The sequence below is a fragment of the Streptomyces sp. NPDC088350 genome (assembly GCF_044753545.1).
Taxonomy (GTDB): Bacteria; Actinomycetota; Actinomycetes; order Streptomycetales; family Streptomycetaceae; genus Streptomyces.
The window spans coordinates 152,962-178,517 of record NZ_JBIVNL010000015.1 but is presented as its reverse complement, the minus strand read 5'-3'; the positions used below and the strand labels follow the sequence as shown (position 1 = coordinate 178,517).

18 protein-coding genes are annotated in these 25,556 nt (G+C 70.7%); 10 read left to right on the top strand and 8 right to left on the bottom strand.

Features of this window, described 5'->3' with window-relative positions; all coding sequences use genetic code 11:
• Positions 1-205 precede the first annotated feature (205 nt).
• Both ACIQBL_RS41000 and ACIQBL_RS40995 read left to right on the top strand, forming a co-directional pair.
• Positions 206-5,632 (top strand): DUF6531 domain-containing protein, encoded by a 5,427-nt coding sequence (locus ACIQBL_RS41000; RefSeq protein ID WP_401952033.1) that lies wholly within the window; start codon positions 206-208, stop codon positions 5,630-5,632.
• 654 nt (positions 5,633-6,286) lie between these two features.
• Complete coding sequence (locus ACIQBL_RS40995) at positions 6,287-7,918, top strand: hypothetical protein (RefSeq protein ID WP_401952030.1); 1,632 nt, start codon at positions 6,287-6,289, stop codon at positions 7,916-7,918.
• Here ACIQBL_RS40995 and ACIQBL_RS40990 read toward each other — a convergent pair.
• Positions 7,872-9,938 carry a phosphatase PAP2 family protein gene (locus ACIQBL_RS40990; protein ID WP_401952027.1) on the bottom strand — a complete coding sequence of 689 codons (2,067 nt, stop codon included), beginning with the start codon at positions 9,936-9,938 and terminating at the stop codon, positions 7,872-7,874. The genes ACIQBL_RS40995 and ACIQBL_RS40990 overlap by 47 nt on opposite strands.
• A gap of 257 nt (positions 9,939-10,195) precedes the next feature.
• Here ACIQBL_RS40990 and ACIQBL_RS40985 point away from each other — a divergent pair, with 257 nt between their 5' ends.
• Positions 10,196-10,867, top strand: a complete 672-nt coding sequence (locus ACIQBL_RS40985; RefSeq protein ID WP_401952025.1) for an O-methyltransferase — start codon at positions 10,196-10,198, stop codon at positions 10,865-10,867.
• Positions 10,868-10,886: 19 nt separating this feature from the next.
• On the opposite strand, the gene ACIQBL_RS40980 is transcribed toward ACIQBL_RS40985, so the two are convergent.
• The 3 genes from ACIQBL_RS40980 to ACIQBL_RS40970 all read right to left on the bottom strand — a co-directional run bounded on the left by ACIQBL_RS40980 (position 10,887) and on the right by ACIQBL_RS40970 (position 12,892).
• On the bottom strand, positions 10,887-11,279 hold the full coding sequence (locus tag ACIQBL_RS40980) for a hypothetical protein (RefSeq protein WP_401952022.1): 393 nt from the start codon (positions 11,277-11,279) through the stop codon (positions 10,887-10,889).
• Between the two features lie 171 nt (positions 11,280-11,450).
• Positions 11,451-12,254 (bottom strand): hypothetical protein, encoded by an 804-nt coding sequence (locus ACIQBL_RS40975; RefSeq protein WP_401952020.1) that lies wholly within the window; start codon positions 12,252-12,254, stop codon positions 11,451-11,453.
• Positions 12,255-12,259: 5 nt separating this feature from the next.
• The gene (locus ACIQBL_RS40970) at positions 12,260-12,892 is read right to left on the bottom strand and encodes a hypothetical protein (RefSeq protein WP_401952017.1); all 633 of its coding nucleotides are present in this window, start codon (positions 12,890-12,892) and stop codon (positions 12,260-12,262) included.
• Between the two features lie 460 nt (positions 12,893-13,352).
• Between ACIQBL_RS40970 and ACIQBL_RS40965 the strand changes: the two genes are divergently transcribed.
• Positions 13,353-13,748 (top strand): dihydrofolate reductase family protein, encoded by a 396-nt coding sequence (locus tag ACIQBL_RS40965; protein ID WP_401952014.1) that lies wholly within the window; start codon positions 13,353-13,355, stop codon positions 13,746-13,748.
• 10 nt (positions 13,749-13,758) lie between these two features.
• Positions 13,759-14,253, top strand: coding sequence for a GNAT family N-acetyltransferase (locus ACIQBL_RS40960; RefSeq protein ID WP_401952011.1), 495 nt, complete (start codon positions 13,759-13,761; stop codon positions 14,251-14,253).
• Here ACIQBL_RS40960 and ACIQBL_RS40955 read toward each other — a convergent pair.
• Entirely contained in the window at positions 14,246-16,327 is a 2,082-nt protein-coding gene (locus tag ACIQBL_RS40955) for a DHA2 family efflux MFS transporter permease subunit (protein ID WP_401952009.1), read from the bottom strand. The genes ACIQBL_RS40960 and ACIQBL_RS40955 overlap by 8 nt on opposite strands.
• Before the next feature lie 157 nt (positions 16,328-16,484).
• On the opposite strand from ACIQBL_RS40955, the gene ACIQBL_RS40950 reads away from it, so the two are divergent.
• Positions 16,485-17,465 carry a peptidoglycan-binding protein gene (locus ACIQBL_RS40950; protein ID WP_401952007.1) on the top strand — a complete coding sequence of 327 codons (981 nt, stop codon included), beginning with the start codon at positions 16,485-16,487 and terminating at the stop codon, positions 17,463-17,465.
• A 334-nt stretch (positions 17,466-17,799) separates the two neighbouring features.
• Here the strand turns inward: ACIQBL_RS40950 and ACIQBL_RS40945 are convergent, their stop codons facing one another.
• Both ACIQBL_RS40945 and ACIQBL_RS40940 read right to left on the bottom strand, forming a co-directional pair.
• On the bottom strand, positions 17,800-18,459 hold the full coding sequence (locus tag ACIQBL_RS40945; protein WP_401952004.1) for an HAD-IA family hydrolase: 660 nt from the start codon (positions 18,457-18,459) through the stop codon (positions 17,800-17,802).
• 159 nt (positions 18,460-18,618) lie between these two features.
• Positions 18,619-19,200 carry a TMEM165/GDT1 family protein gene (locus ACIQBL_RS40940; protein WP_401952001.1) on the bottom strand — a complete coding sequence of 194 codons (582 nt, stop codon included), beginning with the start codon at positions 19,198-19,200 and terminating at the stop codon, positions 18,619-18,621.
• A gap of 348 nt (positions 19,201-19,548) precedes the next feature.
• Between ACIQBL_RS40940 and ACIQBL_RS40935 the strand changes: the two genes are divergently transcribed.
• The 3 genes from ACIQBL_RS40935 to ACIQBL_RS40925 all read left to right on the top strand — a co-directional run bounded on the left by ACIQBL_RS40935 (position 19,549) and on the right by ACIQBL_RS40925 (position 23,934).
• Entirely contained in the window at positions 19,549-20,193 is a 645-nt protein-coding gene (locus tag ACIQBL_RS40935; protein ID WP_401951998.1) for an HNH endonuclease family protein, read from the top strand.
• Positions 20,194-20,275: 82 nt separating this feature from the next.
• Entirely contained in the window at positions 20,276-21,904 is a 1,629-nt protein-coding gene (locus ACIQBL_RS40930; RefSeq protein ID WP_401951996.1) for an alkaline phosphatase D family protein, read from the top strand.
• An 86-nt stretch (positions 21,905-21,990) separates the two neighbouring features.
• On the top strand, positions 21,991-23,934 hold the full coding sequence (locus ACIQBL_RS40925; protein WP_401951993.1) for an FAD/NAD(P)-binding protein: 1,944 nt from the start codon (positions 21,991-21,993) through the stop codon (positions 23,932-23,934).
• Here the strand turns inward: ACIQBL_RS40925 and ACIQBL_RS40920 are convergent.
• The gene (locus ACIQBL_RS40920) at positions 23,906-24,460 is read right to left on the bottom strand and encodes a superoxide dismutase family protein (RefSeq protein WP_401951990.1); all 555 of its coding nucleotides are present in this window, start codon (positions 24,458-24,460) and stop codon (positions 23,906-23,908) included. The two genes, ACIQBL_RS40925 and ACIQBL_RS40920, sit on opposite strands and share 29 nt — an antisense overlap.
• 219 nt (positions 24,461-24,679) lie before the next feature.
• On the opposite strand from ACIQBL_RS40920, the gene ACIQBL_RS40915 reads away from it, so the two are divergent.
• Positions 24,680-25,321, top strand: a complete 642-nt coding sequence (locus tag ACIQBL_RS40915; protein WP_401951988.1) for a DedA family protein — start codon at positions 24,680-24,682, stop codon at positions 25,319-25,321.
• The last annotated feature ends 235 nt before the right edge of the window (positions 25,322-25,556 follow it).

Sequence of the window (25,556 nt, the reverse complement as noted above, 5' to 3'; positions counted from 1 at the left end):
GCGACGCACGAGAAAGCCGGGTGACAAACCGTAGATTTCCGTATCACTCGCCCATCTGGCGGGATCGGATCGCACCTGCCCGGATCCGAAAAACGGACGCTGTTCCTCCTCGGCGAGGAGGGAAATCATTCGTCGTGCGGCATGTTCATGACCGGCTGAGTGTCGCGGTGCCACGAAGTTCGTTTCGGGCCTAGGGGGCTGCGTCATGGACATCCGTCGATTCAAAGCGCTCAGAGCCGTGGTGGTGCTGGCCCTGCTTGCGGGTCTCAACGCCGCGATCCCGGGTGCGGCGGTCGCCGCGCCCGCCGTGAGTGGAGGATTCTCTGCGGGGGCGAAGCCGACGCCCGTCAGGGCGCAGCACGCGATGACGGTGTCGCAACGGCACGCCGAAATCGCCCAGGATCGTGCGAACGGTACGCGTGCCGCGTCGTCGGTCGTGCCCCACCACGGCTCACGGCCCACTCGCTCCGCAGTGCGCGCGAACGTCAGCAAAGTACGGAAGTCCGTCTCGGCGCACGGCGCCGCCGCGACAGCCGCCGTGCACAGGGACGCGGCTGCCGCCACCAGCGTCTGGGGCGTGCCGGACAACGTGGTGATGGCGGGGTCGGGCGGTGATCCGAGGTCCTGGGCCAACCTGGAAGTCTCACCGGGTTCTTTCAACATGGGTGTGGTGGTTCCGGGGGAGACACTCACGCTGGGCGCGGACATCTGGAACTCGGTCGACGACTACGACTCGACGAGCAACACCTATCTCAATGTGACAGCGCAGGTGCATGTCACCTGGGAGCTCTCCGGCTGCGGCGCGAACATCACTCTCGACGACGGCCAAGTCGTCACCGCACCCTCCGACTTCACGCAGCTCAACACCAGCAACGGCGGCCCCACGCCGACTGCGCCCCGGGTGTACGAGACATATACGGTGCCGCAGGACTGCGTCGCGGACGGGACCCACCTCGTCAGCCTGAACGTGGTCGGCACCGTGACGGACGCAGGCGGTACTGCCGGCGGTACCGCCGTCAACGCCTACACCTTCCCCTCCCTTCAGGCCGCCCAGACCTACGGTGGCCGCTGCGGCGGCACGGCCTCCGGTGCCGCCCGGCCCCAGGCCCTGGACTGCGACCCGGTGAACTCGGCGACCGGCGCCTTCGCCGAGGCGTTCACCGACGCGACCGTGGCCGCCCCCGGCGTGCCGTTCACGCTGTCGCGCAACTACTCGTCCAACGACACGACTTCGGGCGCCCTGGGCACCGGCTGGACCCTGCCCTGGGAGACCTCTCTCACGGTGGCCGCGAACGGTGACGTCACGGTCCGCGACGAGAACGGCGCCACCTTCACCTACACCAAGACCTCCACCGGCACCTTCACCGCGCCCGTCCTCGCCCGCTCGACCCTGGCGGCGGTCTCCGGCGGCGGCTACACACTGACCACGCTGGACGGCCAGGCGCTGACGTTCAGTTCGGCGGGGCTGCTCACCAGCAGGAAGGACCGTTCGGGTCAGGGCCTCGCATTCGCCTACTCCGGCGGGCAGTTGAGCACCGTGACGGACTCCGCGGGGCGCGCGGTGAGCCTGTCGTACAGCGGCGGCACCCTCAGCCGGGTCACGCTGGCGGACGGCCGGCACGTCGACTACGCCTACTCCGCAGGCCGGTTGACGACGGTCACGGGTCTCAACGGCGGCACCACCACCTACACCTACGACACCGGCGGCAGGCTCTCGAAGATCAACGACCCGCTCGGTCACGACGTGGTGAGCAACGACTACGACTCCTCCGGGCGCGTCCTCACACAGACGGACGCCACGGGCGCGGCCACCACGTTCGTGTACCGGACCGGGGAGACGGACATCACCGCCCCGGACGGGGGCGTGTGGAGCGACCTGTACGCCGGCGGTCTGCTGACGGCCCGTTACGACCCGTTCGGCAACCGGACGTACTACGGCTATGACGGCTACGGCAACCGCACCTCCGTCCTCGACCCGCTCGGCGACCACACCACCTACACCTACGACGCCACGGGCCACCGGCTCACCCATGTCACACCGACCGCGACGGAGCGGTGGACCTACACGTCCGGCGACGTCGCCACCTACACCGACGGGCGCTCGGACAAGACAACCTACGGCTACGACACCTCCGGCCGCCTGACGTCGATCACGGACCCCGCCGGCGGGGTGACGAACCTGACGTACACGGCGGCGGGACTGGTCTCCTCGGCTACGACCCCACGCGGCAAGAAGACGTCGTACGGCTACGACACGACCGGGAATCTCACCTCCGTCACCACACCACTGAGCGAGCAGACCACCTACACCTACGACACTGCGGGCAGGCGCCTGACCAGTGCCGACCCGCTCGGCCACACCACCACCTACACCTACGACACGGCGGATGACGTCACCTCCGTCACCGACCCGCGCGGCAAGAAGACGGCGTACGCCTACGACACGGCGCACAACCTGTCCTCCGTGACCGACCCTCTCGGCGCGGTCACGACCTACGCCTACGATGCCGCGAACCGTCCGACGTCCGTCAAGAACGCGGACGGCAAGAGCACCACCCGGGCCTACACCACGACCGGTCTGGTCGCCTCCGTCACGGATCCGCTGAGCGCCACGACGAGTTACGGCTACGACAAGGCCGGCCGTCTGCTCAGCACGGTCACCCCGCGCGGCAACGTCTCAGGCGCCAACAAAGCCTCGTACACGTGGAGTTACGGCTACGACAGCGTAGGCGACCGGCTCACCGTCACCGACCCGACCGGTGCGACCACCGCGACCGCCTACGACGCCGGCCAACGCCCCGTCAAGGTCACCGACCCGCTCGGCAGGGCGACCACGTATGCCTACGACGCCGACGACAACACCACCCGGGTCACCAACCCGCTGAGCGCGGGCATCAGTTGGACCTACGACACGACCAACCGGGTCACGCAGATCACCGACGGGCGCTACGACTCCACCGGTTACGCCTATGACGCCGACCACGATCTGACCTCCGTCACCTCGCCGTCGGGCGAGAAGACGACCTACACGGTCGACGACGACGGCCGCCGGGTCACCGCCACCGACGCCCGAGGCAACGTCTCCGGCGCCAACGCGACCGCCTACACCTGGAGTTACGGCTACGACCAGGCCGGCCACCCTGTCACCGTCACCGACCCGACCGGCGCCGCCACCCACCGCTCCTACGACGCGGACGGCAACATCGCCTCCACGACCGACGGCCGCGGCGACACCACCGCCTACGCCTACGACGCGGACGACAACCTCACCACCGTCACGGCACCCGACACCGGGGTGAGCGCGTTCACCTACGACGCCTTCGGCGACATCACCGGCCGCACCGACGCGAACGGCCACGCGACGGCGTACACATACGACGCCGACCACCGCCTCACCAAGACCACCGATCCCCTCGGCCGCGCCGACACCTACGCCTACGACGCCGACGGCGACCCGACCACCACGACCAACGCTCGCGGCCAGACCATCACCACCGCCTACGACGGCCGCAGTCTGCCGACCGGTGTGACCTACAGCGACGACACCGCCGCGATCTCCTACACCCACGACGCGGCCGGCGAGGTCACCGGCATCACCGACGCCACGGGCAGCCGCAGCGCCACCTACGACACCGCGGGCCGCCTGCTCACCCTCTCCGCCCCCGGCAGCAGCACGCCGTTCACCTACACCTACGACGCCGACAACGACGTGACGGCCCGTACCTACCCCGACGGCAACCAGGCCACCTTCACCTACAACTCCGACGACGAGGTCACCGCCCAGACCGCCAACTCGGCCACCACCACCTACGGGTACGACGCCGCCGGGAACCTCACCACCACCACGCTCCCGACCGCCAACGGCTATACGGAGAGCCGCACGTACGACGGCGCGGGCCGACTGGCGACCATCGCCTCGGCCAACTCCACCAGCACTCTGGCGAGTTGGTCCACCACCAGAGACGCGAACGGCTCTCCGTCGACGGTGACCTCCCTCCGCGCCGGCACCGCACAGCCGCCGACCAGCTACAGCTACGACACCAACGGCCGCCTGCTGGCCGAGTGCACCGCTCCTTCCGGCTCCACCGGCTGCCCCACCGGCTCCTCGAAGACCACCTACACCTACGACAAGGTCGGCAACCGGACCACCAAGGCGACCGGCACCGCGAGCACGGGCTACACCTACGACGCCGCCGACGAACTCACCAAAGCCGTCACCGGCTCGACCACGACCGCCTACACCTACGACGCCGACGGCAACCAGACCTCTTCGGGCACCACGACCTACAAGTACAACGCGGCGAGCCGGCTGTCCGGCGCCACCGTCGGCTCCACCACGTACGCCTACACCTACGACGCGGCCGGCAACCGGACCACCACCAAGACCAACGGCACGCTCTCCCGCACCACCTACTGGGACGTCAACAACCCCCTGCCCCAGGTCGCGGACGAGACCAACGGCTCCGGCACCCTGATCGGCGACTACCGCTACGACCCCCTGGGAGAGCCCCAGGCCCTGCGCACCAGCGGCGGCAGCTTCTACGACCATCACGACCTGTCCGGCTCCATCACCGATCTCACCAGCTCGGCCGGAGTCGACCAGACCAAGTACAGCTACGACGCGTACGGCAACACCACGGCCACCGCCCTGGTGACCGGCGCACCGGCCAACCCCTTCGCCTACACCGGCCAGTACCAGGACCCGGCCGGCACCGCCCTCGGCTACCAACTGCGGGCCCGCACCTACGATCCCAGCACCGGCCGCTTCACCAGCACCGACCCCGCACCACGCTCCGTCGCCGACCCCGCCTCGTCCTCGTACGCCTACACCGACGACAACCCGACCACCCTCACCGACCCCTCCGGCGCCTGCCCGCTGTGCGTGAGCGCGGCGGTCGGCGGCATCGTCGGCGGAGTTCTCGGCGGCGTCAGCTACTCCCTGAGCCACCCCCACGACTTCAGCTGGAGCGGCCTCGGCAAAGCCGCCGGCACGGGCGCGCTGTACGGCTTCGGCGCTGGACTGCTCATGCCCGCGGCCGGAGCCGGAGCCGTAGACCTCCTCGGCCTAGAAGAAGGCAGCACCGCCGCCACGGTCACCTCAGCAGCCGTCCGCGCGACAGTGGGCGCAGGTGCCTTCGTCGCTGCATTGTGCGGGCCGACCACCCCCTGGGACCTGCTGCGCAGCGCCATGGGCGGAGTCGGTACGGGAATCGACGCATCCCACGGATTCATGCAGAAATACAGCACATGGCTGGGCACAGCCGGCATCGTGCTGGGCGTCGCTTCCATGATCACCCCACTGGGGTGGGTCGCCGACGCGGCGCTAGTCGCCGGCTTCGTGCTGGGCGGGGCCACTACCGCAGATGCGTGTTTCTCTCAACAGTGGGGTAGCTGTACCGCGGGATCAATGAGCCTTGGAATGGCCGGGATTGGATATGGGGCAAGCAGAATGGCTGCTTCAATGCTGCGCGACGCCGTAGGGGCCCCCATATTCACGCGAATGGCTCTGAAGTTCGGGGCACTGGTGAGCCGCGTATTGGCCGGAGTCGCCAACGTGAATTCGGTCGGCTGGGCAGTGATTGGAACTGTCACGGGAGGGGATCTGAGTGACGATAGGCGTGAGGAAGACTAGATCATGAAAAGATCCGATGCACCGCTCTCCGTGAGAACTCTCGATGAAGTGAAGCGGATACCCTGGCGAGCCAGAAAGCGCCTGCGCAGAGTACAGAAGAGCAGCAGGACGGGGGTTCTGCTGATCGCTGAGATCAGAGAGCCAATCCGAAGTTTTACCGACAGAGCGGGTGTCGTTTCCATCCGCGAGAACGGCCTGGAGATTTGTTCTCGGAACCGTTCCACCAAAGCGCCGAAATTCGTCGAACTTGCACCTGGTCTTCATGACATGGAATTTATGGTAATTCGCCCAAGGGAAAGCAGGACCAGCTCGTTCCGGAGAGCTGTGGAGCTGCGGGAGGGTGACGTCTTGGTCGCACTGTGCGATCCGGTGCAACCGAACACCTTCTACCGGAAGAGCCCAACTGTGGACTCCTGGTTTGTCGGGATCCTTTCGCCACCAGAGAAACGCTGACGAGACAGCCTGCAGAGACAAGGAGGATCTGGCCAAGCGCTAGGGCAGGCGCATGGCGTCGGTGGCGGTCAGGACCCGGCCCCCCGCACCGCTGCGGCGCGGGCGAGACCTTCCTCGACCGGTAATTGCGCGAAGTCACCCATCCTGGTGACTCCCCTGCCCTCACTGAACGTTTCCCCCAGGTTTCGCGTCTCCGTTCACATGGTCCCCGCCGAACACCGCACCCTGGTCCGGCCAGCGAACACGGCCGCGCAGCGGAACCAACGCTTCCGTAACTTCTGTGCCCGCCACCGCTTGCCCCTCCTCGCGACGCTCCCCACGCTCCCCCTGTACGCGGTCTGGTGGGCATTCCTCGCCACCGGTGGCGGTGATCTCGCCGCCCAGGACGCGTGGGCCAACTTCGCGGCGCGGCACGGGGGATCGGCGTACAACCTGTTCTGGTACGGCGGGATGCACACCGCCAACTACAGCCTGATCTCCCCGTACTTGATGGCCGCGGTGGGCGTCCGCACGGTGACCGTCGTGTCGGGGCTCGCGGCCTCCTGGCTGGCGGCGGTCCTTGTCACCCGCACCGGCATCCGCCGCCCCCTCGGCCCAGCCCTCCTCACGTCGCTCGCGCTCTGGTGCAACGTCGCCTCGGGCCGCACCACCTTCGCACTCGGCATCGCCCTCGGCCTCGGCGCCTGCGTGCTGCTCACCCGCGAACGGCGGCTCGTCCTGGGCGCGGCCTACGCGGGCCTCGCCACCATGGCGAGCCCGGTGGCCGGGCTGTTCCTGGCCGTCGTAGGCGCCGCGTTCCTCGTCGTACGGGACTGGCGGCGGGCGGCCGGGCTGATGGCGCCGCCCGCGCTCGTCGTCGGCGCGACGACCCTCTTCTTCCCGTTCACCGGCGAGCAGTTGATGCCCCCGGGCCGCACCTGGCCACCGGTCGTCCTCGGTCTCGCCATCGCCGCGTTGGCCCCGAGCGGGTGGCGGATCGCCCGGTGGAGCGGGGTGGTGTACGCGGCCGGGACCGTCGTCACGTACCTCGTCCCGTCCCCCGTCGGCACGAACGTGGAACGCTTCGCGGAACTGTTCGCCCCGGCCGTCCTGCTCGCCGTACTCCTGACCGCGCCCCAACTCCGGTGTCTTGGCCGCAACTTGCTGATGGCCGCGCTCGCCTTCTCCATCCTCTGGGTCGGGCAGAAGACCGTCGACGATCTGGAGGTCTCCACCGTCGTGCCGGCCTGGGCCACCGACACGCAGCCCGTCGTCCACACCCTGGAAGGCCTCGGTTCCGGGCGCACCCGCGTCGAGGCCGTCCCGGCCCGCGACCACCGCGAGGCCGCCGAACTCGCCCCGCACATCAACCTCGCCCGCGGCTGGAACCGTCAGCTCGACATGGAACGCGCCCGCCTCTTCTACGACGGCACGTTCTCCGCGACCACCTACCGGGCCTGGCTCGACCACTGGGCCGTCGGCTTCGTCGTCCTGCCGGAAGCCACCCCGGACGGCTACGCCAAGGACGAGGCGACCCTTGTCCGTTACCGGCGGCCCAACTGGCTGCAACCCGTCTGGCGCGACGCCCATTGGCGGGTCTACCAGGTGCGTGACGCCGTACCCCTGGTGTCGCGACCGGGGACAGTGGTCCGGACGACGAGCGCCGAGATCGTCGTGCGCGTCTCCCGGCCCGGGGCGGTCACCGTCCGCGTCGCGTACTCGCCGTGGCTGCGCGCCGACGGCGCCTGCCTCGCCAAGGAAGGGGACTTCACCCGGCTGACGGTGCCCACAGCGGGCGAGTACCGCATCAGCTCCGAATACGACCGCTCGTCGCCGGCTCCAACTCGGTGTTGATCTGCACCGGTCTGGTCAGCGACCGTGCCCGCGCCCCCTGCAAGAGATACGACAGCCCGAAGCCCGCCGCCACGACCGCCGCCCCGCCCGCCGCGTCCAGCACCCAGTGGTTGCCGGTCGCGACGATCGCGGAGACGGTGAAGAACGGGTGCAGGAGGCCCAGGGCCTTCATCCACCACTTCGGGGCGATGATCGCGATGACCACGCCGCACCACAGGGACCAGCCGAAGTGCAGGGACGGCATCGCCGCGTACTGGTTGGTGAGGGCGGTGAGGGAGCCGTAGTCCGGCTTGGAGAAGTCCTGGACTCCGTGGACCGTGTCGATGATGCCGAGGCCGGGGAGCAAGCGGGGCGGGGCCAGCGGGTAGAGCCAGAAGCCGACCAGGGCGAGGAGCGTGGCGAAGCCGAGGGAGGCGCGGGCCCAGCGGTAGTCGACCGGGCGGCGCCAGTACAGGACGGCCATGACGGTCAGCGGGACCACGAAGTGGAAGGACTCGTAGTAGAAGTTGAAGAAGTCCTTGAGGAACTCGACCTTCACGACCCAGTGGTTGACCGCGTGCTCGATGTCGATGTGCAGGAAGCGCTCGATGGAGAGGATCTCGTGGCCGTGGTGTTCCGCCGTGGCCCGGCCGCTCGCGTCGGTGCCGCCCGCAGCGAGGCGGACCTGCTGGTAGGCGGCGTAGGTGACACGGATCAGGAGGAGTTCGAGGAGGAGGCTCGGGCGGGTCAGGACCCGGCGCAGGTGCGGGAGCAGCGGGACGTGCTTCCAGCGGGTCGGGACCGGCTCGGCGTACTCCGTGGGGACCGGGCGGCGGTAGTGCTCCGACGTGCGGGACAGGAACGGGACCGCGGTCGCGGCGGCGAGGGCCGCGAGCAGGACGACGTTGTCACGCAGCGGGTACATGGCCGGCACGTTCGGCAGCATCATCTTCGCGGGCAGCGTGACGACGAGGACCACCGCGACCGGCCACACATACCGGTCCGAGGCCCGCTTGCCGACCCGGCCGACCACCGCGAGCAGCACCCACAGCAGCTGGTGCTGCCAGGTCGTCGGCGACACGGCGATCGCCGCGCAGCCGGTGACCGCGACCGCGAGGAGCAGCTGCCCGTCGCGCGCGTACCGCACGGCCCGGCGCAGGCCCAGGTACGTGACGGCCGCGCCGAGCGCGAGGAACACGCCGATCTCCAGCGGGCCGGTGAGACCGAGCCGCAGCAGCGCGCCGTGCAGGGACTGGTTGCCGAGGCCGTCCGCCGCGCCGCCGAGACCGGCACCGGCCATGTGGTGCACCCAGTAGGTGTACGAGTCGTGCGGCATCGCCGCCGCGGCGATCGCCGCGCTCGCGGCGAACGTCAGCGCGGAGGAGACGGCGGCCCGGCGCCGGCCGGTGAACCACAGCAGCGGCGCGAACAGCAGCACCGTCGGCTGGAGCGCGGCGGCGAGACCGATCAGCACACCGCTGGCCCGCTCGCCGCGCACGGTGAAGCAGCCGAGCAGCACGAGCAGGACCGGGATGATGCTGGTCTGGCCGAGCCAGAGCGTGTTGCGCACCGGCAGCGACAGCATGAGCAGGCTGATCGCGACGGGCGCGGCGAGCAGCGAGGCACGGCGGGTGACAGGCTGCGGAAGGGCCCGGGAGACGACCAGGCCGAGCGCGACGACGAGCAGCAGCGTGCCGAAGGTCCAGCCCCAGCCGAGGGTCTGTTCGGCGGCCCGGGTGAGCGGTTTGAGGACGAGCCCGCCGAAGGGGGTGCCGGTGAACCGCGTCGAGTCGTACAGCGAGCCCTTCACATGCAGCACGCCGTTCGGTCCGACCCAGGTCTCCAGGTCCGTCAGCCGTTCCCCCTGCGGGGTGCTGAGGACCACGGCCATCTGCCGTACGGCGAGGACCGCGGCGACCAGCCACAGGCTCAGGCGCGCCACGCGCAGCCGTGCTCTGGCCGTCTGGGCGGCACTCGGCCCGAAGGCTCCCGCAGCTCCCGCGGCTCCCGCCGGTCGCCCGCTGTGCTCCACGTTCGCCACGCCTCGTAGGCCTCCCGCCCCGCTCGTCCCACGCGTCGCACGCGTGGCTGTTCCTTCTGCGAACCCTATGAGGTTCGCACCCCTCGCGGGAGAGACGCAGGCAACCCCCTCTTCACCTGACGGCCGCCCTCCTTTTGTCCGGATGACGATAGTCGGCCCCCGGTTGCCTGGTCACAGCGAATATCCGCGCGCGGGCAGCGCGGAAACCCGGAGACTGGAAGCCGGAACACGACCGGAACCACGAAAGGCACGGGCACATGAGCGAGTCGCAGCTCTGGGACGACGTCGACGACTACTTCATCAGCCATCTCGCCCCCGAGGACGAGGTCCTCACGGCGGCTCTGCGCGACAGCGAGGCCGCCGGACTCCCGCAGATCGCCGTGTCCGCCGCCGAGGGCAAGCTGCTCCACCTCCTGGCCACGATCCAGGGCGCCACCCGCGTCCTGGAGATCGGCACCCTCGGCGGCTACAGCACGATCTGGCTGGCCCGCGCCCTGCCCGCCGACGGCCGGCTGGTCTCCCTGGAGTACAGCCCCCTGCACGCCGAGGTCGCCACCCGCAACATCGCCCGCGCGGGCCTCGACAAGGTCGTGGAGGTACGGGTGGGCGCGGCCCTGGAGTCGCTGGCCGAGCTGGCCGACGAGCACCCGGCCCCCTTCGACCTGGTCTTCGTCGACGCCGACAAGAGCAACAACCCGCACTACGTCGAGTGGGCCCTCAAGCTCACCCGCCCCGGCAGCCTGATCATCGTCGACAACGTGGTCCGCGGCGGCCGGGTCGCCGACGCGGACAACACATCACCGGACGTCCAGGGCACACGTACCGCGATCGAGCTGATCGGCTCGCACGCGCGCCTGTCGGGCACGGCGATCCAGACGGTGGGCAGGAAGGGCTACGACGGCTTCGCGCTGGCGCGGGTCCTCGGCTAGACCTTCTCGCTACGGGCTCTCAACTCTCGTGATAGAAGCCGACGTTGACGCTGCGCGGCCCGGTGCGGTCCTGGATGACGATCTCGCCGCTGCCGCCCCGGGGCAACGACACGCTCCCGCCGTAGGCGACGGTCTGGGCGTACTCGCCGACGATCAGCCGTACTTCGGAGGACGGGTCGGGCTGGGAGCCGCGCAGCCAGCTCACCTGCCAGACGCCCTCGGGTCCGCACAGGAACTCCAGATGGACCCGCGAGATGAACAGCCAGTCGTCCGGTGTCACCAGCCGGCACACCGTCTCGTCGCGGCCCACCCGCAGCACCGCGCCCGGGTCGCTGGGCGACTCGGCCATCAGCATGCCGGCGGTCGCCCCCGCGTCCGTCCCGGAGACCGAGGCCATGGTGAGTTCGAGCACGTGCGCTCCCCCTTGAAGTGTCCTTACACAGCCGCCGCATGATAAATCGCCCGGCCGCGCCGCGTCCGGCGTACCGCACTCCCGTACCGCGCACGGAGGCCGAGTACGCCCATGTCACGGCGTACTCGGCCCCTTCGGAGCGGATCACACGGAAGTGCCGGGTCGGATACGTCACATGTGGAGAAGCCGGTCCGTCAGTTCGCGGTAGTCCCGCAGCGCCAGGCGGAGTTGCTCGGTGTCGCCCGCGCTCTTGGACTCCCAGGAGCCGTGCAGGGCGGTGCGGCGCTTGGTGACGGCCTCCGTGAAGCGGGCGGCGACCTCTTCGAGTACGTGGTCGGCCTCCTCGACGGCGGAGCGGGGCTCGTCGACGAACCCGGTGACCGCGTGCTGCATCCGCAGGGTGAACTTGTCACTCTCGTCGTGCGGCAGGAGGCCGCCGTTCCCGGAGCCGTCCGAGCCGTTCGAGCTGTACCGCTTGTCGGTGGCGACACCGGCGCCGGGCGAGGAGGGAGGCGGCTCGGGGGCGTGCACGGGGCGTGCCGACCGCTGGTCACCGCGGGATGTCTCCTCGCGCTCAGTCGTCGCCCTGTCGGCCTCGCGCTGGGTCGTCGCCGAGGTCACGGGGGTCACCGGGATCACGGGGGTCACCTTCGTGGCGTCCCGCTGATCGGCGGCCTTCGCGGGGTCCTGCTGCCCGGGAATCCTGGCCGGGTCCCGCCGGTCGGTCCCCATGGCGTTGTCGCGCTGCTCGGTGCCTGTGCCGGTCTCCCGGCGGTCGGTGCCCGTGGCGTTGTCGCGGCGGTCGGTACCCATACCGCTCTCGCGCCGCTCGGTGCCCGTGCCGGTCTCCCGGCGCTGGGCGGCGCCCGTGTCAGTGCCCCTGTCGGCGCTCGTGTCGGTGCCCGTGTCGGTGCCCGTGTCGGTGCCCCTGCGGTCGTCGCTCGTGTCGCCGTTCGGTCGTGTCACATCAGTCATGCGGCTCAACTCCCCTTCACTGCTTGCCTGTTGAATGAGCCCAGCGCGTGGCGTCCGGTGCGCCCGCGGTCGCCGCCGTTGTCCGTGCTCACCAGGTCGTCGAAGAGGGCGCGGGCTTCGAGCATGGCCTCGCGCATCTCCTCGGTACCGGCCTGGCTCTCCGCTGTGCCGTTCGTGCGCGCGGTGACGACGCGGTGCACGCGCCGGTAGCCGTGGACGTGGTCCGCGTGGTGCACGGACAGCGCGTCGTACTGCTTCTCGTATTCGGTGACATCGGGGAAGCCCCGGGCGCCGGCCACCTCGCCGAGCAGCTGGTCGACGTCGGCCACGGCCTCGCGGGGCGAGTCGACGAACCGCTCCTGGGCGGCGGCCCAGCGGGCCTGGTACCGCTCACGGGCCGCGGGCTCCAGCGGCTGCTCCCGCAGCGAACCGTGTTCCTGGACGCGCTCGCCGAGCTCCCGCTCGGCGGCCTTCGCGTCGCCGTCGTGCCGGGCCACGGTCCGCTCGTACTCGGGCCCGAAGCGGCGCTTCAGTCCCGAGCCGCCGGTCGCGCCTCGGGCACGCAGCGCCAGGGCGGTCGCGGCGGCGACCACGCCGACCACGATCACGATCAGAACGATGATCACGCCTGTGGACATGAGTGCCTTCCGGGTTCTTGGTCAACCGGCTCTCGTAGTCGGTCGGTTCCTGTACCGGGTTGCCTCAAAGGCCCTCTTCAAACGACGGCCGCGGCTCCGGGGATTTCGTGGCGCCGGTGTGTCGATTCGGCCCCGGCTCGATCGACGCACAGGTGCAAGGGGTCACCGAACGGAAGTCATGTGAAGGCGGAGGTTGTCATGGGTGAGGTCATCGCGCGGCTTGCCATGTCGCTGGACGGGTACATCGCGGGGCCGGAGTCGGGGCGGGAGCATCCGCTCGGGATCGGCGGGGAGCGGTTGCACTCGTGGGTGTTCGGGCTGCGGTCCTTCCGGCGGATGCAGGGGATGGCGGGCGGGCCGGGTGGACCCGACGACGATCTGCTTGCCTGGGGGTCCCCCCACGCCCTTAAGGCAGTGGGGGAGGATCAAGCGGCCGGGCGCGGTGGTCATGGGCCACGGCATGTTCATCACCGGAGAGATCCCGTGGGGCGACGAACCTCCCTTCCACGCCCCGGTGTTCGTCGTCACCCACCACCCGCGCGAGCCGGTGGTGAAGAAGGGCGGCACGACCTACCACTTCGTCACCGAAGGCCCGGCGCACGCACTGGAGTCGGCCCGCGAGGCCGCCGGCGGCAAGGACGTCTCCCTCGCGGGCGGCGCCGACCTGGTCCAACAGTTCGTCCGCGCCGGGTGGTTGGACGAACTCCTCCTGCACGTCGTACCGGTACTCGCGTGCGGCGGACGGCGCCTGTTCGACAACGTGGGCGACCAGCACGTCGAGTGGAGGAAGACGCAGGTCCTGGACTCGCCGGAGGTCACACATATTCGGTTGCGTCGCCTCCCCACCCCCTCCTGACAATGCCCGCATGACCTGGACGATCGCCCCGGAACCCTTCGACTCCCCCGTCGCCGCCACCCTCTGGCGGGCGTACTACACGGAGGTCAGCGACCGCTACTACCTCCTCCACGAGGGCCACCGCACGGAACCCGCCGAACTGGAACAGGAGATCGCCGCCCGCACCGGCTCCGAACTCGCCCCACCCGGCGGGCAGTTGCTGGTCGCGTGGCACGAGGGCGCAGCAGCCGGCTCGGCGGGCATACGCCTCCTCGATCCGACGACCGCCGAACTGACAAGGGTCTTCGTCCACGAGGAGCTGCGCGGCCGGGGCGCCGCCCCGAGGCTCGTCACGGCTGCCGAGGAGGCAGCCCGCGGGCTGGGAGCCAAGGCGATGATCCTGGACACCCGGCACGACCTGGTGGAGGCGCGTTCCCTGTACGCGCGGCTCGGCTACGAGGAGACCGACCGGCACAACGACGACAAGTACGCCGAGCACTGGTTCCGTAAGGCCCTGCTCAACTGACCGCTGTCGCCGTCCCGTTGTGCGGCTGTTCCCGGTCCGACCCGCACAGCTCCCCGTTCAGCTCCTTCACCAGCCGAATGAGATCGGTGGGCCGGTCCGGCCCCCACCAGTCCCCCAGCGCCTCCGCGAGCGACTCCTCGCGGGCCTGTGCCAACCGTTCGGCCATCTCCCGCCCCTCGTCGGTCAGTTGCAGGTCCAGCCCTTCCCGCACCGCCAGCCGCCGCCCCTCGATCTGGCGAACCGCGGCGAGGATGACAGGCAACGGCACGCTGCTGCGTTCGGCGAGGACACCCGGTTCCGCCCAGCCGTCCCGCTTGATGCGCAGCAGCAGCCAACTCGCCGCCGGCTGAAGGTCGTAGCCCGCCTTGGCGGTGATGGTCTTGTAGATCTCGCGGCGGCCCTCCCGGGTGCCGAGCACGGACAGCGCGCGGCACACCTCGTCGTAGGAGGAGCGTTGGACGGGGTTGCTGGCGAGGGTCTCCGTGACGTCGGGTGCCGTGACCGAGCCGCGCAGCTTGTCCTCCTTGAGGAACCAGGCCAGGACGAATCCGGCGAGGGCGACGGGAGCGGCGTAGAGGAAGACGTCGGTGATGGAGGAGGCGTAGGCGTGGAGGGCCTCCGGGCGTACGGCGGGCGGGAGTTGGGAGATGCCGCGCGGGTCCGACTCCAGGCCGTCCGGGGTGACGCCGGCCGGGAGCGTGGTGCCCTGGAGGGCGTCCGTGAGCTTGTCGCCCAGTCTGCTCGCGAAGATCGTGCCGAAGATGGCGACGCCGAACGACGCGCCGATGGACCGGAAGAAGGTCGCGCCGGAGGTGGCGACGCCGAGGTCCTCGTAGGAGACGGCGTTCTGCACGATGAGCACCAACACCTGCATGACCAGGCCGAGTCCGAGCCCGAAGACGAAGAAGTAGGCGCTCATCTCGCCGGTGGAGCTGTTCTCGTCGAGCTGGTGCAGGAGGAGCAGGCCGAGGGCGGTGACGCCCGTGCCGGCGATGGGGAACACCTTCCAGCGGCCGGTGCGGCTGACGATCTGGCCGGAGGCGGTGGACGAGATCAGCATGCCGAACACCATCGGCAGCATGTGGACGCCGGACATGGTCGGCGAGATGCCCTGGACGACCTGGAGGAAGGTCGGCAGATAGGTCATCGCGCCGAACATCGCGAAGCCGACGACGAAGCTGATGACGGCGGCGAGGGTGAAAGTGCGGACGCGGAAGAGTTTGAGCGGGAGGACGGGTTCGGCGGCCCGGCGTTCCACGGTCACGAACGCTCCGATCAGGATCACACCGACCACCGCCAGCCCGATGATCTGCGGCGAGCCCCAGCCCCAGGTCGTGCCGCCCAGCGAGGCGACCAGGACCAGGCAGGTCGCGACGGCGGCGATGAGGAAGGTGCCGAGGTAGTCGATGACGTGCCGGGTCGACTTGCGCGGGATGTGCAGGGCGGTCGCGATGACGGCGAGGGCGACGACGCCGACGGGGAGGTTGACGTAGAAGACCCAGCGCCAGCTCAGATGCTCGGTGAACAGCCCGCCGAGGAGCGGCCCGAGGACACTCGTCGCACCGAAGACCGCGCCGAACAGGCCCTGGTAGCGCCCGCGTTCACGTGGTGGGACGACATCGCCGACGATCGCCATCGACAGCACGATCAGCCCGCCGCCGCCCAGGCCCTGGAGGGCCCGGAAGCCGATCAACTGGGGCATGTTCTGCGCCGCACCGCACAGCGCCGACCCGACGAGGAAGATCACGATCGCGATCTGGAACAGCTTCTTCCGCCCGTACTGGTCGCCCAGCTTGCCCCACAGCGGGGTCGCGGCGGTCGACGCGAGCAGATACGCGGTGACGACCCACGACAGGTGTTCCAGGCCGCCGAGATCGCTGACGATCGTCGGCAGCGCGGTCGACACGATGGTCTGGTCGAGGGCCGCGAGCAGCAGCCCGAGGAGCAGCGCCCCGATGGAGACGAGGACGTTGCCGGGCACGTGCTCCTGGGCGGCGCTGCCCCGCCGCGGGGGTTTCTCCGGTGGCTGCGCGTCGTGCACATTCCCAGGCATACCGTGCGCATCGCCGGCCATGAAGACCTCCCGAGGCTCTCGTTACACATCCATGGTGATCGGTGTGTCCCGTTACGGCCTGTCGAGTCCGAATGGAAGCCCGCATTCCGGGGGTCGGAGGAGACGGCGTGAAGGAGATCCGCATAACCTCTGGAGTTCCACGGGGAGGGACGAACACGTGAACGAGGCGAAGGGCCACATATGCCCGCAGTGCGGGGCGCCCCGGGCGGCCGACGGCTCCCCGTCGTGCGGCTGCACCCAACGGGCGTCGGACGCGCTGCGCGACGCGCGCACGGCCGAGGCGGCAGCGGCGGAGGACTTCGACCCGCTGCGGATCAGGCCGTACGTGGAACTCGACGGGAACCCTCAGGAACAGCCCGCCCTCGGGGTGAGCGCGGCGCCCGAGGCCGATGCGGGTGAGACCGTGCGGCTGTCGGCGGTCGAGGAGACGATGCCGCTGCGCGCGGTGACACCCCCGCCCGCCGCCCCGAACACGGCCGACCTGAGCCTGTTCGAGACCGGCGGGAACCTTCCGGAAGCGCCCACGCACCCCGATCCCCCGCGCCGCCACCGCCGTACCGTGCTCCTCGCCGTCGCGGGGGCCGTGGTCGCGGTGACCGCGGCGGCCGGTTTCGCGAGCGGCCTGTTCTCGTACGAGACGCCGTCGCGGGACGAGGCGGCCCCGCAGGACGTACGGGCGAGCGTCCCGACCGTGTCGAGGAGCGCGGCGCCGGTGTCGCCGTCCAGGAGCGGTTCCACGTCCGTGGAGCCGACGTCGGCGTCCCCGACCCCGTCGCTCAGCACGAGCCCGTCACCGTCGACGTCGCCGACCCCGTCCGTGACACCGTCGAAGTCGGCGAACGCCGGCCCGACCCCGACACCCACCGCCAGCGCCTCGACCGCCGCCGCCGGCCGCCAGGGCGCCGGCAGCCCCGCCCCGGTCCTGCAACGCGGCGACGAAGGCCCCGAGGTCACCGAACTCCAGCTCCGCCTGGCCCAGTTGAACCTCTACACCGGCCCCCACAACGGCGTCTTCGACAAGCAGGTGCAGGCTTCGGTGCGCACGTACCAACTTGCGCGCGGTATCCAGTCCGACGAGCTGGGGGTCTACGGGGCGGCGACCCGGGCCCGCCTGGAGTCGGAGACGACCGAGCCGTGACGGTGCGGTCGCGGAGGGGTCGGGCCCGGAAGGCACCGGGCGTCTCACCGCCGTAGCCAAACCGCCGCCGGCAGCCAACGGGCGTTGGCCGGCGCCGCTGATCAACACCCCTAGGCCAACCCTCTGTTGGCCTGGCACCCGTGCCCAACACCCGTAGGCCAACCCCCGGTTGGCCAGGCACCCGTGCCCAACACCCCTAGGCCAACCCCCAGTTGGCCAGGCACCCGTGCCCAACACCCGCAGGCCAACCCCCAGTTGGCCAGGCACCCGCGCCCAACACCCGTAGACCAACCCCCAGTTGGCCAGGCACCCGCGCCCAACACGCCTACCCGGCCTACCCCACGTGCAGCCGGATCTCCCCGCCCGCCACGGTCTCGACCCGTACCTCCCGCAGATCCCGTACCACCACGTCCGCCCGGTGGAACCCGGCCTGCGGCCCGACCCCCACCACGCGCATCCCGGCCGCGCGCCCCGCCGCGATCCCGGCCCCGGAGTCCTCGAAGACCACGCAGTCCGCGGGCGCGATACCCAGTTCGGCGGCGCCCTTGAGGAAACCCTCGGGGTCGGGCTTGCTGGCGCCGACGGACTCGGCGGTGACGCGGACCTCGGGGAGTTCAAGACCGGCGGCGGCCATCCGCGCGGTGGACAGCGCGACGTCCGCCGAGGTGACGAGCGCGTGCGGCAGTCCCCGTAGCGAGGCGAGGAACTCGGGCGCGCCCGGGATCGGGACGACGCCCTCGACGTCGGCGGTCTCCTCGGCGAGCATGCGGGCGTTCTCGGCGTGGTTCTGCTCCATGGGCCGGCTGGGCAGCAGCAGCGCCATGGACGCGTACCCCTGCCGGCCGTGCACGACCTTCATGACCTCGTCCGCGTCCAGCCCGTGCCGGCCGGACCAGCGCCGCCAGATCCGCTCGACGACGGCGTGCGAGTCGACGAGGGTGCCGTCCATGTCCAGCAGGAGGGCGCGGGCGGTGAGCACAGCGGTGGCCGTCATCGGCAAGCTCCAAGACGCGGGGGAGGAACAAGGTGACCCCGTCCGCCGGTCAGGGAAAACGGACGGGAGTCACTTTGTTTCTCTACGGTACAAAACGGGGCCGCCATCGCGCCACCACCCCCGGAAACAGTTCACCCACCGTTCAGCCGGCGCGTCCGCTCAGCCCGCCACGGCCTCCCACAGGCTCCACGCCCCCAGTGCCAGCATCAGCACCGCCGCGATCCGCGTGATCAGCCGCAGCGGCACCCGCTTCATCAGGGCCTTTCCGCCCACGATGCCCAGCCCGGCGACCGCCCACAGCGCGAGCACCGCACCGAGGCCGACGGAGAGCGGATCGTCGTAGCGGGCCGCGAGGTTCGCCGTCATGATCTGGGTCAGGTCTCCGAACTCGGCGACCAGGATGAGCATGAAACCGGCGCCGGAGACCTTCCAGAAGGACTGGTCCCCGGGCCCCCGCACCTCCTCCTCGTCGTCGTCCTTCTTGAAGAGGAGCACCGCGGCCCCGCCCAGGAAGAGCACACCGGTCACCGCGGCGACGAGCTGCCGCGGCAGCAGCGTCAGTACGCTGCCCGCCGCCACCGCGAGCACGACATGCAGCAGGAACGCGGCGGCGACACCGGCGAAGACGTACGAGGCGCGGTAGCGGGTGCCGAGGACGAGCCCGGCGAGCGCGGTCTTGTCGGGGAGTTCGGCAAGGAAGACGACGCCGAAGACGAGCGCCGTCACACTGATGCTGATCAAGGTTCCTCAATCGGTCGGGCGCCGCCCCACCGAGAGTGCGAAAACCGCCTGCGGACACCTCGGCACGGCAGCGCACACGAATGGTGCACTGCGTTGCCGAAGGTCTCGCTGGCCGATCTCCAAGAGATCGTCCTCCGGGCGCCGGCTCAGACGAGCTGAGCAGTATGTCGACGGTCCCGGCGAAGAGCTACTCCCCTTCTGCGTCATTCATAGTACGTGACCGCCAAAGCATTGCCTTGTCATGCACACGTCACTAACTTCTTACCGAACGCACACCCTGACGCAACACGGCACCGCGAGCATTTCCTCGCTCGCACTCCAAAACCCCCACACCACAAGGGAGTTCGCATGCCGAAATTCTACGCGCGTCGACGGCTGAGCATACTCGCGGCTCTTACCGGATTCATAGCCTCCGTCGCGCTTTTCAACGGCCCGACCGCCTCCGCCGCCCTCCCCACCCCCGTCAGCGCCGCCACCGCCCGCACCTACCTCGCCTCGCTCACCGTGGCCACCGAGGTCCGTACCGGCTACGACCGTGACCTGTTCCCCACCTGGATCACGATCAGCGGCACCTGCAACACCCGTGAGTACGTCCTCAAGCGCGACGGTACGAACGTCGTCACCAACTCCGCCTGCACCGCGACCAGCGGCAGCTGGTACTCGGTCTACGACGGCGCCACCTGGACCGCCGCCTCCGACCTGGACATCGACCACCTCGTCCCGCTCGCCGAGGCATGGGACTCCGGCGCCCGCAACTGGACCACCGCCCAGCGCCAGGCCTTCGCCAACGACATCACCCGGCCGCAGCTGATCGCCGTCACGGACAACGTCAACCAGTCCAAGAGCGACCAGGACCCGGCCGAGTGGATGCCCCCGCTCACCTCGTACGCCTGCACGTACGTCCGCGCCTGGGTCCAGGTGAAGTACTACTACGACCTCTCGGTCGACACGGCCGAGAAGGCCAAGCTGACCTCGGTCCTCAGCGGCTGCTGATCCTCTTTCGACAGCCCGGAAACCTAGTCGCTGACCTCCGTCGTTCCGTACCGTACGGGGCGACGGAGGAGAGTGATCAAACGTGGCCGGACTGAGTCTTGGACCACTGCTTCGCTACGCCGACGGCTCGTCCGCGACCGTATGGGTCGAGGCGAGCCGTCCGTGCGCCGCCGAGGTGCGCTGCGCGGACGGCGCCGGCGGCGCGACCCGCACCTTCCAAGTGGCGGGCCACCACTACGCGTTGGTGCCGGTGGAGGGCCTCACGCCCGGGACGTCGACGCCGTACGAGGTGTTCCTGGACGGCACGCGCGTGTGGCCGCTGCCCGACTCGTCGTTCCCGCCGTCCGCGATCCACACCCCGGACGCCGACGGAACCGTCCGCGTCGCGTTCGGCTCCTGCCGCTGGGCCGCGCCGCCCGCCGACGACCACGATCCGGTGGGCCCGGACGCCCTGGACACGCTGGCCTCGCGCATCGCCCGCGATCCGGAGGCCCAACGGCCGGACGTACTCCTCCTGTTGGGCGACCAGGTGTACGCCGACGAGGTCTCCGACGCGACCCGCCGCTGGCTGTCCGCCCGCCGCGATCTGCGCGAACCGCCCGGCAGCGAGGTCGCGGACTACGAGGAGTACACGCGCCTCTACTACGAGTCCTGGCTCGATCCCGAGATCCGCTGGCTCCTCTCCACCGTGCCGAGTTGCATGATCTTCGACGACCACGACGTCATCGACGACTGGAACACCAGCGCCGCCTGGCTGGCCGACATGCGGGCCACCCCGTGGTGGCGCGAGCGGCTGCTGAGCGGGCTGATGTCGTACTGGGTGCATCAGCACCTGGGGAACCTCTCCCCCGCCGAACTCGCCGCCGATCCCCTCTACTCGGCGGTCCGCGCCGCCCCCGACGGCACCGACGGGCTCCGCGCCTTCGCCTGCCGCGCCGACGCCGACCCGGCCTCCGTCCGCTGGAGCTACCGGCGCGACTTCGGCCGCGTACGGCTGCTGATGGTGGACAGCAGGGCGGCCCGCGTCCTCGACGAGCAACACCGCGCGATGCTCGACCCCGGCGAGGCCGAGTGGCTGCGCACCCAGGCCCTGACGGACCCCGCGTCCTACGACCACCTCCTCATCGGCACCTCGCTCCCCTGGCTGCTGCCCCACCTCGTCCACGACGCCGAGTCCTGGGACGCGGCCCTGTGCCGCGGTGAACGGGGCGCCCGCTGGGCCGACTTCGGGGAGAGACTGCGCCGCGCCGCCGACCTGGAGCACTGGGCGGCGTTCCCGGCGTCCTTCGAGCAACTGGCGGACCTGATCGCCGAGGTGGGCACGGGCGCCGACGCGCCGGCATCGGTACTCGTCCTGTCGGGAGACGTCCATCACGCGTACATCGCGGAGCCCAAGTGGCGGACAGGAGCGCCGAGTTCCCGCGTCCTCCAGCTCACCTGCTCCCCCGTCCACAACTCCATCCCCCCGTACATCCGCGTCGGCTTCCGCTTCGCCTGGAGCGCCGTCGCGCGCGGCCTGGGCCGCCGCCTCGCCCGGCACGGCCGCTGCCCCCGCCCCTCGGTCAAGTGGCGCAGGACGGGCGGCCCTTGGTTCGGAAACCAGATCATGACCTTTACGCTGCGCGGCCGTTCGGCGAAGCTGCGCCTGGAACAGGCGCGGGCGGACGGAACCCTGAAGACGGTGGAGGAGTCCCCCCTCACACCCCCGTGACCTCGCTGCGGGCATGATGATGCGGACCGTCCGCTTCCGGTGGGCGATCCGCTCCATCGCGCCCCACACGCCCGGGAGTCACCCCTTTGTCTGCAGCGAACGCGTTCGACGGCGAACCGGCACACGTCTCCGTCGCCGTGGTCGGCGCCGGTCCGCGCGGCACCAGCGTCCTGGAGCGCCTCTGCGCCTCCGCGCCGGAACTCCTCCCGCCCGGCACCCGGCTCACCGTCCACGTCGTCGACCCGGCACCCCCGGGCCCCGGCCGCGTCTGGCGCTCCACACAGTCGCCCGAGCTGCTGATGAACACCGTGGCCTCCCAGGTCACCCTCTTCACCGACGCCGGCGTCGACTGCTCGGGCCCGATCCGCCCAGGACCCAGCCTGCACGAGTGGGCACCCGCCGAACTGGGCCCGGACGACTACCCCACCCGCGCCCACTACGGCCGCTATCTGGAGTGGGTGTTCGCCCGCACGGTCCGCGAGGCGCCCGACACCGTCCAGGTCGCGACACACCGGGCCCGCGCCGTACGCCTCGACGACACGGCCGACGGCCACCAGACCCTCACCCTGGACAACGGCCGTACCCTGTCCGCCCTTTCGGCCGTGGTCCTGGCACAGGGCCACCTCCCGACGGCCGGAGACACCGCCCAGCGCCGCCTCTCCTCGTACGCCGACCAGTACGGCCTGTGCCATCTCCCGCCCGCCAACCCGGCCGACGTCGACCTGACCGTCGTACGCCCCGGCGAACCAGTGCTGTTGCGCGGCCTGGGCCTCAACTTCTTCGACCACACAGCCCTGTTGACGACGGGCCGGGGAGGCCGCTTCGTCGACACCAGGCACGGTCTCCGCTACCTGCCCTCCGGCAACGAGCCCCGCCTGTACGCCGGTTCGCGCCGAGGCATCCCGTACCAGGCCCGCGGCGACAACGCGAAGGGCCCGCACGGCCGCCACACTCCCCGCGTCCTCACCCCAGAGGCGATATCGGCCTTCCGCAAGCGCGCGGACTCGGGCGAGCCGCCCGAATTCCTGGCGGAGATATGGCCGTTGGTGGCGAAGGAGGTCGAGACGGTCTACTACACCGCTCTGCTACGCCCCTCCCGGCGCCCGGAGTTCCCAGACTTCACGGACTTCACCGAGCGCTTCCTCGCCGTCCCGCACCGCGATCCCCAAGAGGCGCTGATACTCGACGAGTTCGGGATCCCGGGCGCCGCCCGCTGGAGCTGGGACCGGCTGTCCCGCCCGTACACGGAACGCGATCTCGCCCACCCGGCGGCATGGCGGAACTGGCTGCTGTCGCATCTGCGCGAGGACGCCGAACAGGCCGCGCTCGGCAATGTGGACGGACCGCTGAAGGCGGCCCTGGACGTGCTGCGCGACCTGCGCAACGAACTCCGGCTGGTCGTCGACCACGGCGGCCTCGCCGGTGCCTCCCGCCGCGACCACCTGGACCGCTGGTACACCCCGCTCAACGCGTTCCTTTCCATCGGCCCGCCCCGGCGCCGTATCGAGGAGCTGGCCGCGCTGGTGGAGGCGGGCGCGGTGGAGGTGCTCGGGCCGCGGCTGGAGGTGCGGGAGGCGGACGGCGCCTGGGTGGCGCGCTCCCCCGAGGTACCGGGCTCGGCGGTACGCGTGACCACCCTCGTCGAAGCACGCCTCCCCGAACCGGACCTGCGCCGCACCGCCGACGAACTGCTCGGCCGACTCCTGAAGACGGGCCGGTGCCGGCCGCACACGGTGGACGGTTACGAGACGGGCGGGCTCGATGTGACCCCGCGCCCGTACCGCCTGATAGACCGTCAAGGACTGGCCCACGCGCGGCGGTTCGCGTTCGGGGTGCCCACGGAGGGCGTGCACTGGGTGACCGCGGCGGGCGCCCGCCCCGGCGTGGACTCGGTCACGCTGTCGGACGCCGACGCGGTGGCGAGAGCGGTTCTCCGCGCTGCTGCGGCGACGACGGCGGAGCGGACGCCGGCCGTCGGCCGCTCCTGGACGTATCCGCAGGTCAGGGAGCCCAGCCGAACGGCACGGTGAAGCAGGCGGCGCGGACGCGGCTGCCCGGCATCTCGTGGATCACGACGGAGGACGCCTCGCCCTGCCGGAAGCCCCAGTCGTGCTGGGCGCTCACCTCGGCGGCACCGGTGTCGTCGGCCGTGAAGTCGAGCCAGACCTCGTTGTCGGCGGTGATGTCGGCCGGGTCCGTGGACGGCTTGTGCTGGAAGTGCGCGCCCGCGGCGGCCGGGTCGGTGCCGCACGGCTTCTGGTGCACATGGACGGCGTACGCGTGCCCCGGCACCATCCCGTCGACCCGCAGCTTCACGGTCGTGGCGCCACTGACCGCCGTGTGCTGTCCGACCTGGATCCACGCGGCGGCCGGGACCACCTTCGTGTCGTACGTGACCGCCGCCGACGGCACGAGGGCGCCGACCGGCGCGAACTTGGCGTCCGTCCGCATCCAGTACCCGTCAGGGGCGCCGGCGCCTCCCGCGGCACCCGCACCACCCGTCCCGCTCGCCAGCAGTGCCGCGACGACGGCGCCCGCGCATATGCCTGCCACCATGATGTGTACCGTTCCTCACGTTCGGGTGTACTCAGAGCCCCTTTACGTTGCTACGGGATGCGAGCCCGCCCCGCCCCTCGGGACGGGGCAGCCGGGTGAACGCACTGTGCGGATCACACGCGCCCCCCGTGAATCTCCTGTCACCGCCCAGGCGTACGCTGTATGGCTGTCACTGGCCGTCCTTGCCGCGGCCCACGGGGGAGTTCACGGGGAGCCGCGTTGTTCGAGAGTGTGGGGTCGCTGACCGGCAGCCCATGGATCTACGCCATGATCGCCCTGTCCGTGCTCCTTGATGTGTTCCTGCCCGTGCTGCCGAGCGGTGTCCTGGTCATCACGGCGGCCACGGCGGCGGCAGCGGGCACCGGCGCGGCGGCCGACGCCGTTCCCGTCCCGCACGAGGTCCCCAGCATCCTGGCCCTGATCGCGTCCGCCGCCACCGCGTCCGTACTGGGCGACCTGGTGGCGTACCGGCTGGCCTGGCGCGGCGGCGAACGCCTGGACCGCGCCATCTCCCGCTCCCGCCGCCTCACCACCGCGCAGGAACGTCTCGGCCAGGCCCTGGCCCGCGGCGGCGGCACCCTGGTCATCCTGGCCCGCTTCGCCCCCGCCGGCCGCTCGGTAGTCTCCCTCGGCGCCGGCGCCGCCCACCGCCGAGCCCGCGACTTCCTCCCCTGGTCGGCCCTGGCGGGCCTGTCCTGGGCGGCGTACAGCGTGGCCCTGGGCTACTTCGGCGCCCAGTGGCTGGGCACGAGCTGGCTGGCGACGGGGGTGTCACTGGCGGCGCTGTTCGGGGCGGGGGCGGGGGCGGCGTACGTGATGCGAAGGCAGCCGGGGGTAACCGTGGAGGCTTCGGCGCCTTAGGGGCGGTGTTGGGGCGGTGTGGGGGCGGGGCGCCGTGGGTGGCCGGACGCCGTGCGTGGCGGGGCGCCGTGCGTGGCCGGACGCCATGCGTGGCCGGACGCCATGCGTGGCCGGACGCCATGCGTGGCCGGACGCCATGCGTGGCCGGACGCCATGCGTGGCCGGACGCCATGCGTGGCCGGACGCCATGCGTGGCCGGACGCCATGCGTGGCCGGACGCCATGCGTGGCCGGCG

Bases quoted from the DNA above. Each gene is read 5' to 3' on its own strand.
- ACIQBL_RS41000 (WP_401952033.1), top strand. From the start codon at position 206: ATGGACATCCGTCGATTCAAAGCGCTCAGAGCCGTGGTGGTGCTGGCC.
- ACIQBL_RS40995 (WP_401952030.1), top strand. From the start codon at position 6,287: ATGGTCCCCGCCGAACACCGCACCCTGGTCCGGCCAGCGAACACGGCC.
- ACIQBL_RS40985 (WP_401952025.1), top strand. From the start codon at position 10,196: ATGAGCGAGTCGCAGCTCTGGGACGACGTCGACGACTACTTCATCAGC.
- ACIQBL_RS40975 (WP_401952020.1), bottom strand. From the start codon at position 12,254: ATGACTGATGTGACACGACCGAACGGCGACACGAGCGACGACCGCAGG.
- ACIQBL_RS40970 (WP_401952017.1), bottom strand. From the start codon at position 12,892: ATGTCCACAGGCGTGATCATCGTTCTGATCGTGATCGTGGTCGGCGTG.
- ACIQBL_RS40965 (WP_401952014.1), top strand. From the start codon at position 13,353: ATGTTCATCACCGGAGAGATCCCGTGGGGCGACGAACCTCCCTTCCAC.
- ACIQBL_RS40960 (WP_401952011.1), top strand. From the start codon at position 13,759: ATGACCTGGACGATCGCCCCGGAACCCTTCGACTCCCCCGTCGCCGCC.
- ACIQBL_RS40955 (WP_401952009.1), bottom strand. From the start codon at position 16,327: ATGGCCGGCGATGCGCACGGTATGCCTGGGAATGTGCACGACGCGCAG.
- ACIQBL_RS40945 (WP_401952004.1), bottom strand. From the start codon at position 18,459: ATGACGGCCACCGCTGTGCTCACCGCCCGCGCCCTCCTGCTGGACATG.
- ACIQBL_RS40935 (WP_401951998.1), top strand. From the start codon at position 19,549: ATGCCGAAATTCTACGCGCGTCGACGGCTGAGCATACTCGCGGCTCTT.
- ACIQBL_RS40920 (WP_401951990.1), bottom strand. From the start codon at position 24,460: ATGGTGGCAGGCATATGCGCGGGCGCCGTCGTCGCGGCACTGCTGGCG.